Origin of the sequence: Bacillus mycoides (assembly GCF_001757995.1) — a bacterium.
GTDB lineage: Bacteria > Bacillota > Bacilli > Bacillales > Bacillaceae_G > Bacillus_A > Bacillus_A mycoides_B.
Window position 1 is genome coordinate 270,590 of sequence record NZ_LXLV01000035.1, and the last position, 9,442, is coordinate 280,031.

The 9,442-nt window shown below is 33.7% G+C and carries 6 protein-coding genes, 1 pseudogene and 1 other annotated feature; of the genes and pseudogenes, 4 read left to right on the forward strand and 3 right to left on the reverse strand.

Annotation, left to right across the window (positions count from 1 at the left end):
- Positions 1 to 193: 193 nt before the first annotated feature.
- Together BWGOE10_RS14425 and BWGOE10_RS14430 are read left to right on the forward strand one after the other, a co-directional pair.
- Positions 194 to 1,429: a helix-turn-helix domain-containing protein gene (locus tag BWGOE10_RS14425; RefSeq protein ID WP_070143646.1), complete on the forward strand. Its 1,236-nt coding sequence runs from the start codon at positions 194 to 196 to the stop codon at positions 1,427 to 1,429.
- 214 nt (positions 1,430 to 1,643) lie between these two features.
- A complete protein-coding gene (locus tag BWGOE10_RS14430) occupies positions 1,644 to 2,837 on the forward strand; it encodes a nucleoside transporter C-terminal domain-containing protein (protein ID WP_070143648.1) in 1,194 nt (397 codons plus the stop codon).
- A gap of 88 nt (positions 2,838 to 2,925) precedes the next feature.
- Here the strand turns inward: BWGOE10_RS14430 and BWGOE10_RS14435 are convergent, their stop codons facing one another.
- Positions 2,926 to 4,173, reverse strand: coding sequence for a glutamate-5-semialdehyde dehydrogenase (locus tag BWGOE10_RS14435; protein WP_070143650.1), 1,248 nt, complete (start codon positions 4,171 to 4,173; stop codon positions 2,926 to 2,928).
- A 116-nt stretch (positions 4,174 to 4,289) separates the two neighbouring features.
- The gene (gene proB, locus BWGOE10_RS14440) at positions 4,290 to 5,393 is read right to left on the reverse strand and encodes a glutamate 5-kinase (RefSeq protein ID WP_070143652.1); all 1,104 of its coding nucleotides are present in this window, start codon (positions 5,391 to 5,393) and stop codon (positions 4,290 to 4,292) included.
- 144 nt (positions 5,394 to 5,537) lie between these two features.
- Positions 5,538 to 5,748: a binding site (T-box leader), on the reverse strand.
- 415 nt (positions 5,749 to 6,163) lie between these two features.
- Here proB and proC point away from each other — a divergent pair.
- Positions 6,164 to 6,982: a pyrroline-5-carboxylate reductase gene (gene proC, locus BWGOE10_RS14445; protein WP_070143654.1), complete on the forward strand. Its 819-nt coding sequence runs from the start codon at positions 6,164 to 6,166 to the stop codon at positions 6,980 to 6,982.
- Positions 6,983 to 7,518: 536 nt separating this feature from the next.
- On the opposite strand, the gene BWGOE10_RS14450 is transcribed toward proC, so the two are convergent.
- Positions 7,519 to 8,550: a fatty acid desaturase gene (locus BWGOE10_RS14450; RefSeq protein WP_070143656.1), complete on the reverse strand. Its 1,032-nt coding sequence runs from the start codon at positions 8,548 to 8,550 to the stop codon at positions 7,519 to 7,521.
- 649 nt (positions 8,551 to 9,199) lie between these two features.
- Here BWGOE10_RS14450 and BWGOE10_RS30075 point away from each other — a divergent pair.
- Positions 9,200 to 9,442 (forward strand): annotated as a pseudogene (locus BWGOE10_RS30075) (hypothetical protein); the annotation flags it as partial.

Consider the following 9,442-nt stretch of genomic DNA (forward strand, 5'->3'; position numbering starts at 1 on the left):
TAAACGCTTTCTTAACGTTATTATAGTTATTATCCTTTAGAAATTATGGTATATTTTTTAGAATACTGGTAAAATTTTTAGCTAATTATATATATGGTTACTATGCAGAGGGAAAAATGTTTTTCCTAGGTGTTTCTGCTGTTTTTAACTTGTACACATATTGACTGCTTTTTAAAGAATAGAGGTTAAAATAATGAATTGCTCCAAACTTGAAGATTTATATTATATTTGTAAGCTAGTCTTTGACATACATAAAACACCTATCTTTTTCATTGATAACAAAGGGGATTTGGCATTTGAAATCTCTCCCAATTTTCAGCATAACCCTTTGTATTCTTCAAAAGAGGCGTTATTTAATCAACTATTTAGGGGTAATCCACCCTATACTTTTCCGGTACTTGAAGAGACTGCCTTTCTTGAAAATTTTTTCTCAATTAACTTACGTTTAGACGATCAACTGAGTGGGAAAATCATCGTTGGACCAGTCCTTTATTCCAGGTTATCAGAAACCTCAATTAAAGGAATCGTTAATGATCTTCAATTAAAAACAGACAAAGAGGAAATGATTCGCTATTATCAATCTCTCCCCGTCTTAAGCAATTTGCAATTTTTAAATATAAGCATGGTTCTTTATTACATGCTGTATCAACAAAAATTAGACATTGCTGATATTTTGCAAAAAAATATACTGTTAAAAAAGGAGGATTTTGAGATTGAACAGCCCGATATACATATATCGGAGCAACGCCAAAGTACATTAACCCATATCGATCCACTAGTTGAAAGGAAAATATTTGAGTGTATTAAGCAAGGGAAAAAGGATGATTTAATTAAAAATCTAAGGAGATTACCTGAATCAGGAGAGCTTGGGGTGTTATCAAAGACAAGTCACCTGCGAAGCCAAAAAAATTCTGCCATTGCAGCTATTACACTTGCAACTAGATCTGCGATAGAAGGAGGCCTTTTCCCTGAAATCGCATATACTCTTAGTGATTTATTTATACAAAAACTCGAAGAAATACATAAAAATGAAGCCATTTCCCCTTTTTTGGAGCATGCTTTACTTGAGTTTGCAGAACGTGTCAAAAATGGTACAATGCAACAACATTCAAAACCTATAAACGTATGTCAAAATTATATATTCACTCATCTTTACGAAGACATTACACTTTCTCATCTAGCAGAAATAGTCGTATTAAATCCTAGTTATCTATCTTCCCTTTTCAAAAAAGAAGTTGGTATTTCACTAAGCGAATATATTCAGCGTGCTAAAATCGACGAGTCAAAAAAGTTAATGACTTATACGAGACATTCTATATCCGAAATTTCTACATTATTAAATTTTCACGACCAAAGTCATTTTACAAAGGTCTTTAAAAAACATACTGGTATTTCACCTAAACAATATAAAAATGGATGTAGTTATTAGTTGTCCTTCGTTCCATCAATATATTTATTTTGTTGCTTTACATTATTAATAAATATCCTTTATAAAGCGAAAAAACATTAATTTTTAGTACATAAATTGAAATAGATTAATCCCAAACATAATTTAAATTCTTCATAACTTCTGATCATAATCCAAATTTGGAAGAATAGGGGCTTTTTTATATACAAATAATAAGCCTCAAGGAGTTGTTGACATGCATTTCATATTAAATATGTTAGGGATTTTCGTTGTAATATTAATCGTTTTCCTATGTTCGCCTAATAAAATAAAAATAAAATGGAGACCAATCGTTATTCTAATAATATTGGAGCTTTTTATTACGTGGTTTATGTTAGGAACCAAATTGGGCAGTATTATCATTAATAAAATTGCATCATTTTTCAGTTGGCTACTATCATGTGCGAATGAAGGTATTCGATTTGCATTTCCTTCAGCTATGGAAAATCAAACAGTTGATTTCTTCTTTAGCGCATTACTTCCTATCATTTTTGTTATCACTTTTTTTGATATTCTTTCGTATTTTGGAATCTTAACTTGGATTATTGATAAAGTTGGTGCAATCATTTCAAAGATTTCTCGCTTACCAAAGTTAGAAAGCTTCTTTTCCATTCAAATGATGTTTTTAGGAAATACGGAAGCACTTGCAGTTGTTCGTGATCAATTATCTGTTTTAAAAGAAAATCGTTTGCTGACTTTTGGAATTATGAGTATGAGTAGTGTCAGCGGATCCATTCTTGGTGCTTATCTATCAATGGTTCCAGCAACATATATTTTCAGCGCTATTCCTTTAAACTGTATTAACGCATTAATCTTGGCTAATGTTTTAAATCCTGTAGAAGTTACTAAAGAAGAAGATGTTATTTATTCACCTTCAAAAAATGAAAAAAAAGATTTCTTTTCTACTATTTCAAACAGTATGTTAGTTGGGATGAATATGGTTATTGTTATTTTAGCGATGGTAATTGGATATGTAGCTTTAACAGCATGTTTAAATGGTATTTTAAGCTTTTTTATAACAGGTTTAACAATTCAAAAAATCTTCTCGATTATCTTTAGTCCCTTTGCTTTTTTACTCGGTTTAACAGGCAAAGATGCTATGTATGTAGCTGAATTAATGGGGATAAAAATCACAACGAATGAATTTGTTGCAATGATGGATTTAAAATCAAACTTAAAGTCTTTACAACCGCATACAATTGCAGTTGCAACAACATTTTTAGCTTCTTTTGCTAACTTTAGTACAGTAGGTATGATTTATGGAACTTACAATTCATTATTTGGCGGAGAAAAATCATCAATAATTGGTAAAAATGTTTGGAAGCTTCTTGTTAGCGGAATGGCTGTTTCCTTATTAAGCGCTATGCTTGTGGGGCTTTTTGTGTGGTAAATAAATATTGACTACGTTTTAATAATAAAAGACACCTAAATTAAATTTGGTGTCTTTTGCTATTATTTCACTTGTTCTTTTATAATTTTCATCCCCGAATCTGTCCATTCCCACGAATCACATATTTTGTGGAAGTCAATGCAGGTAACCCCATTGGTCCCCTTACGTGTAGTTTTTGCGTACTTATGCCAATTTCTGCGCCGAAGCCGAATTCAGATCCATCTGTAAAACGAGTCGATGCGTTATGGTAAAGTGCTGCGGCATCAACAGATATGAAAAACTTACTGACATTTTCCTCGTTCTCTGTAATAATCGCTTCAGAATGCATGGACCCATACGTATTTATGTGATGAATCGCTTCTTCCGCAGAGGAAACCACTTTAACCGCCAGTTTGAGAGATAAAAACTCTGTTTCCCAGTCTTCTTCTGAAGCTAATGCAATAGAAGAATCAATTGCCAATGCTTTATTATCACCACGTAGCTCCACGCCTCTTTCCTTCAATAAAGAAAACAGCTCGCTACCAAATTGCTGCGCCCAATTCTCATGAAGTATAATCGTTTCAATTGCATTACATACAGATGGACGCTGCGTTTTTGCGTTTATAATAATATTAAATGCCATTTGTTTATTCGCTGTTTCATCAATAAAAATATGACAATTTCCGGCACCTGTTTCAAGTACTGGAACAGATGCTTCTCTCACTACAGTATCTATTAACTGCTTGCCACCTCTTGGGATTAGAACATCCAAGTACTCATTCAATGTAAACAACTGTTTTGCACTATCGCGCGTTGTATCTTCTATGAGCTGTACGCTTTCTGGAGGCAAGCTTGTTTGTTTGAGCGCTCGGTGAATCACGGCAACGATGGCTTTGTTAGAATGAACAGCAGAAGAACTACCACGCAATATTACTGCATTTCCTGTTTTCAAACAAATTGTAGCAGCATCCACTGTCACATTCGGCCTTGCCTCGTAAATCATTCCGACAACACCAAGTGGTACACGCATCTCCTGAATAGATAGTCCATTTGGTCGTTCCCATGCACTTACACATTCTCCAACAGGATCACGTAAATCAATTAGCTGCTTAATCCCCTCTGTCATATCAATAATACGCTGTTCATTCAGCATAAGGCGGTCAAGTAGAGAATCAGAAAATCCTTTTGTCTTACCCTCTTCGATATCCCGTTTGTTTTCCTCTAAAATATAAGCTGTTTCTAATATTAACTGATCAGCAATTGCGACAAGTGCTTCATTTTTTTGATCTGTAGATTTAAGCACAAGTTCTCCAGCAATTTCTTTCGCCTTTTTCCCCTTTGCCAACACTTCATTCATTTTTATTTCCTCCTTTTTAAAGGTTAATCAGTATAAAATTTGAAAGCTGTTTAACTCTAGTAATGCACTATCATCTAAATCTTTCCTGCTTATTAGAATTAGAGCGCTCTCTATTCTTAAACTGAAACCCAATGATCCCTATGGATGACCTCATAGCTATGCCTTTCGCCTCTTGCTTGAATATCTTGGGTTTGCATACCTTTTAAATTCCTTAGTTCCTCTGCGCTATATGTGCATTGTCCTTTTCCTATTACGCGCCCTTGTTGCGTGATTACTTCTACGACTTCACCCACTTGGAAAAATCCTGACACATTTGTAACGCCAGCAGGAAGTAGGCTCTTTCCATGCTGAATGATGGCAGTAACTGCCCCGGCATCAACTTCAATTTGTCCGCTAACAAACGAATGCAAGGCGATCCATTGCTTGTTCATCTTGATCACTTTTTGAGGAGCATTCCCGATATATGTTCCATCACCTTTCCCCTTCAAAACATCTAAAAGCTTCTCCTGTCCACGTCCTGTTCCGATAAATACACTCACTCCAAGAGATAGTGCCGTCTTTGCAGCATCGATTTTTGATTTCATACCGCCAGTCCCAAGTTTTGAGCCAGCATCTCCTGCAAGAGAAGCAATTTCTTCTGTTACCTCAGGGAGGAAATAATATTTTTTCGCGTCTGCATTTTTCTGAGGATTTTGGTCATATAAACCGTTCACATCCGTAAAAATCATGAGCATATCCGCCGAAACAAGTCCGCTTACTAAAGCTGACAGCATATCATTATCACCGAACGTCAGCTCCTCTAAAGAAATAGAATCATTTTCATTGATTATTGGAAGAGCAGAACGATTTAATAGCTCGCCTAAAGTAGCGTAAGCGTTACTGTATTGTTCTTTTCTAGAAAAATCACTTCTCGTTAGCAACAGTTGTGCAGTAACGATACCATATTTACGAAATTCCTCCGTGTACGCCTGCATTAATAAACTTTGTCCGACAGCGGCAGCAGCCTGTTTCCCTTTAATTGTCACAGGTCTACTAGGATACCCTAGAGCAGAAAAACCTGCAGCGACTGCCCCAGATGTAATCAACAAAACTTCATGCCCTTCCTCTTTCAGTCGTGCCAATGCGGCAACGTGATCTGAAAGTTGTTCTTTAGAAATTCCTCCATGACTAGCTGCCAAGGAACTGCTCCCAATCTTTACAACAATTCGTTGTTTTTTCACTTTTGTAACCCCCAAGTCTAAAATCAAAGTTTTTTATAAATTACACTTCTATTCATTCAGTTTGCAGCATATCTATTCTCATCAATGCTGCGCCTGTAGTATGAAAGAGCAAAATAAAAATGACCGCTTCGCCCTTAATAAAATAAAAAGGACGAAACGGTCATTGTTCCGCGGTACCACCTTAATTGATATACATAGATATCCACTTGGCGCCTATAACGCAGGCGTACGCCTAAACTTTCATTTAAGACTCAGGGATAGGTTCGATATATTCTATACGAGGAATCTTTCAGCCGGTGAATTCCACTCTCTTTCGTAAGAAGACATATGTACTAATTCCCTTCAACGATTTTCGATCTAATTTTTTTATATTATGCGATATAGTTCGTTTTTGTGTCAAGAGATATTTTGAAAAATGTATAGGATAAAAAGTTTTAAATATGAAATTATGATCACTATTTCTAGAAAAAGTTGCTATAACTATACTCATATTCATTAATATAAAATCTTTAAAAAATCTCCCTGTCATTTATATGATTGATAACATATGTTGTTATTCTCCATACTAAGATATATAGCACAAAATCCTAAATTATAGTTCATGTACTTATATACCGTCTAACATAATTGAATTTTATATTTTTGTATTGCAAAAAGAAATATATTCTCTTAGAATGTTTCTTTATATTGCATGGAGATGTTATTGTTATTCTAAGAAAATAATATCAGACCGATATAATTTATTATAAAAGGAGCAAGATTGAGTTATTATGGACAAACAAATTGGATTCATCGGATGCGGAAATATGGGGATGGCTATAATTGGCGGGATGCTAAACAATAATATAGTGTCTTCAAATAAAATCATTTGTTCAGATTTGAACACTACAAATTTAAAAAATGCTAATGAAAAATACGGGCTAACTACAACTACTGACAACAATGAAGTAGCTAAAAATGCTGATATTTTAGTTTTATCAATCAAACCAGACTTATACTCCTCCGTAATTAACGAAATAAAAGAAGTGATCAAAAACGATGTTATCGTCATAACGATCGCTGCTGGAAAAAGCATCAAAAGTACAGAGGATTCTTTCAATAAAAAGTTAAAAGTTGTACGAGTAATGCCTAATACACCCGCTCTTGTTGGAGAAGGAATGTCTGCATTATGTCCTAATGAAATGGTGACAGAAAAAGATTTAGAAGATGTTCTACACATTTTTAACAGTTTTGGTCAAACAGAGATTGTAAGCGAAAAATTAATGGATGTTGTAACATCTGTAAGTGGTTCTTCACCAGCATACGTATATATGATTATAGAAGCGATGGCAGATGCAGCTGTACTAGATGGTATGCCAAGAAATCAAGCATATAAATTCGCTGCTCAAGCTGTGTTAGGCTCTGCAAAAATGGTACTAGAAACAGGAATACATCCAGGTGAATTGAAAGATATGGTTTGTTCTCCTGGCGGAACAACTATAGAAGCTGTAGCAACATTAGAGGAAAAAGGCTTACGAACAGCCATCATTTCAGCTATGCAGCGTTGTACACAAAAGTCTGTTGAACTATCTAGGCAAACTAAAGAGTAAAAACTGTAAAAGAGATCACTTTAGCTGAATACACATATCTTTAAATAGTTTTAGACTATATGCATATTTCACTTACATACTCCTCCTTTTTCACCAGTAACTGAACGGACAAATTCAAGGATAATTGAGTTTGTCCGTTTTGTATTTTGTTATTTTAAAATAATTCACCTGTTCTTATTATCATTTATTTCATAGCGTAATACCCTTTTATTTATTAAGGTAACATCATTTTCATATGTATTTGCTGCAGATTGTATTAAGCTTTAAATCATATGTTTCTTGTAAGACATGATGCACACCAGATGAAATATACTCAGAGACTAAGCGTAATATCTATTGAAAAAAGTAATATCAATCGCCTCAAATTGTTAACATAATAATTTTATCGTCCCTTATATTAATACCTACTATTTCCTAATCCTCCGCAATTACAATTTAAATCATTTAAGTTTTCTCCATATCGTGCATCTACTAGTTAAACAAAAAATCCCCTTAAATTGAAAATGATTAAGGGGATTCAGTCATATTTGATGCAGTTATAGTTCTGATTTTACTGGTATAGAAACATTGTTTTTCACTAAATTTTTAACGTCTTTAAAGCTAACAAAATTGTTACTTTGCTCATCCCAAAGACGGAAACGGAGTGACCGCAAACTTGTAGCAAGAGTAATCGTTGGTACATTTTTTAAAGGAAGCGTATTATTGTGTGCCTCTTCTAGTTTATAGTTAGGTACTCTTGGACTTAAATGGTGAACATGATGATACCCAATATTACCAGTTAGAAATTGCAGGATTTTGGGAAGTTTATAAAAAGAACTTCCTTCCACTGCCGCTTTCACATATTCCCACTCTTTATCTTCTTCAAAATAAGAATCCTCGAATGTGTGCTGTACGTAAAACAGCCAAATACCTATTGAACCTGCTAATAAGAATATGGAACCATGTACTAAAAGAAACGATTGCCATCCGATTGCCCAGCAAAGTAACCCTACTAAAGCAACAATTAAAACATTCGTCAAATAGGTATTCATGCGTTCCTTCTTTCTAGCACCTTTTCTGTTAAATCTATTTTTAAGTAGGAAAACATAAATCGGACCTAACCCAAACATAACCAATGGATTGCGATATAAACGATATGCTAAACGGAGTCTAAATGGCGCTGCTAAATATTCATTCACTGTAAGGGTCCAAATATCTCCTGTACCTCGCTTATCCAAATTACCACTTGTAGCGTGATGAACGGAATGCTCATGCCCCCATTGATCAAACGGGAATAAAGTTAAAACACCCATACATGTCCCTACTATTCTATTTACACGACGACTTTTAAAAAAAGAATGATGGGTACAATCATGAAAAATAATGAAAATCCGTGTCATAAATCCAGCGGCTAACAGAGATGGAACTAATGCTAACCAATAAGAAACGGACAAACTTTTATAAGCAAGGTACCATAAGATAATAAATGGCACTACCGTATTGATGATTTGCCAAACACTTTTTTTTGCCGTTGATTTTTCAAAAGGAGCAACTTGTTTTTTTAAATTTTTAGTATTTTGTAAGGTCATTTTTTCTAATTCCTTTCCTTTATGTTGCTAATTCGTATTATAACACATTATTAGTAGTAGGTGTTATACGCAGGTATAATAAATATTTTATACTATGAAAATCTCTTTTTTCTTACTCATTCCTTACAAATTGCTTACGTCCAGAATAGCTTCTATTATAGGATAGAAGGAGCATTTGTGCCGGAAATTTCGAAGTTTTTCCGAATAAATATATTAATTAAAAAGAAACACAGAGTTTTTTCCACTTCTGTACTGCCCCGTTTCTACAATAAGAAGTGAGCTGTCCCATAAGTTGGTGACACCGACTTTGATATGCTCCTCTTAGTTTCACCTTATTCTATCGATGAACGTAATGTTCACTTGTTGCAACTGATTTTACCGGAACTGGATCTATTTCATGAAACAAATCAAATTACATTTAAAATAAAAACTAGTCTATTTTGAAAACTTCCTTCACTTTTATTTAACTGTTATTCTTTATAAAATATAAAAATTTAATGTCCGTTTATTTAATTTTAAATCTATGATATATTCAAAATATTAATCATACAAAGTTAATATTTTGGAAACAAGGGAAATTTACGAAAAAATGTATTTTATATTCACACTAAAATCACATAGTTTTTAGTATAGAAAGGAGATTCAAAATTTGAATAAGAATTTAACCAAAATTACATTAATAAGCGGTATCGCTCTTATACTTTATCATTTTTTTAAATGGTATTTAGTTGAATTCCTTACCCCATTTGTTATGCCATTTCTTTCAATAATAGTTCATGGATTGTTTTTCTTAATATTAATTTTCACAATCATACATCTCGTTAAATACAAAAATTGGAAACCGTTAATTATTCAACTAATCATAGTAATTACTTGGATATGTATACCATTT

Excerpts from the sequence above, each read along its gene's own strand:
- BWGOE10_RS14450 (WP_070143656.1), bottom strand. The coding sequence starts at position 8,550 with ATGACCTTACAAAATACTAAAAATTTAAAAAAACAAGTTGCTCCTTTT.
- BWGOE10_RS14425 (WP_070143646.1), top strand. The coding sequence starts at position 194 with ATGAATTGCTCCAAACTTGAAGATTTATATTATATTTGTAAGCTAGTC.
- proC (WP_070143654.1), top strand. The coding sequence starts at position 6,164 with ATGGACAAACAAATTGGATTCATCGGATGCGGAAATATGGGGATGGCT.
- BWGOE10_RS14435 (WP_070143650.1), bottom strand. The coding sequence starts at position 4,173 with ATGAATGAAGTGTTGGCAAAGGGGAAAAAGGCGAAAGAAATTGCTGGA.
- BWGOE10_RS14430 (WP_070143648.1), top strand. The coding sequence starts at position 1,644 with ATGCATTTCATATTAAATATGTTAGGGATTTTCGTTGTAATATTAATC.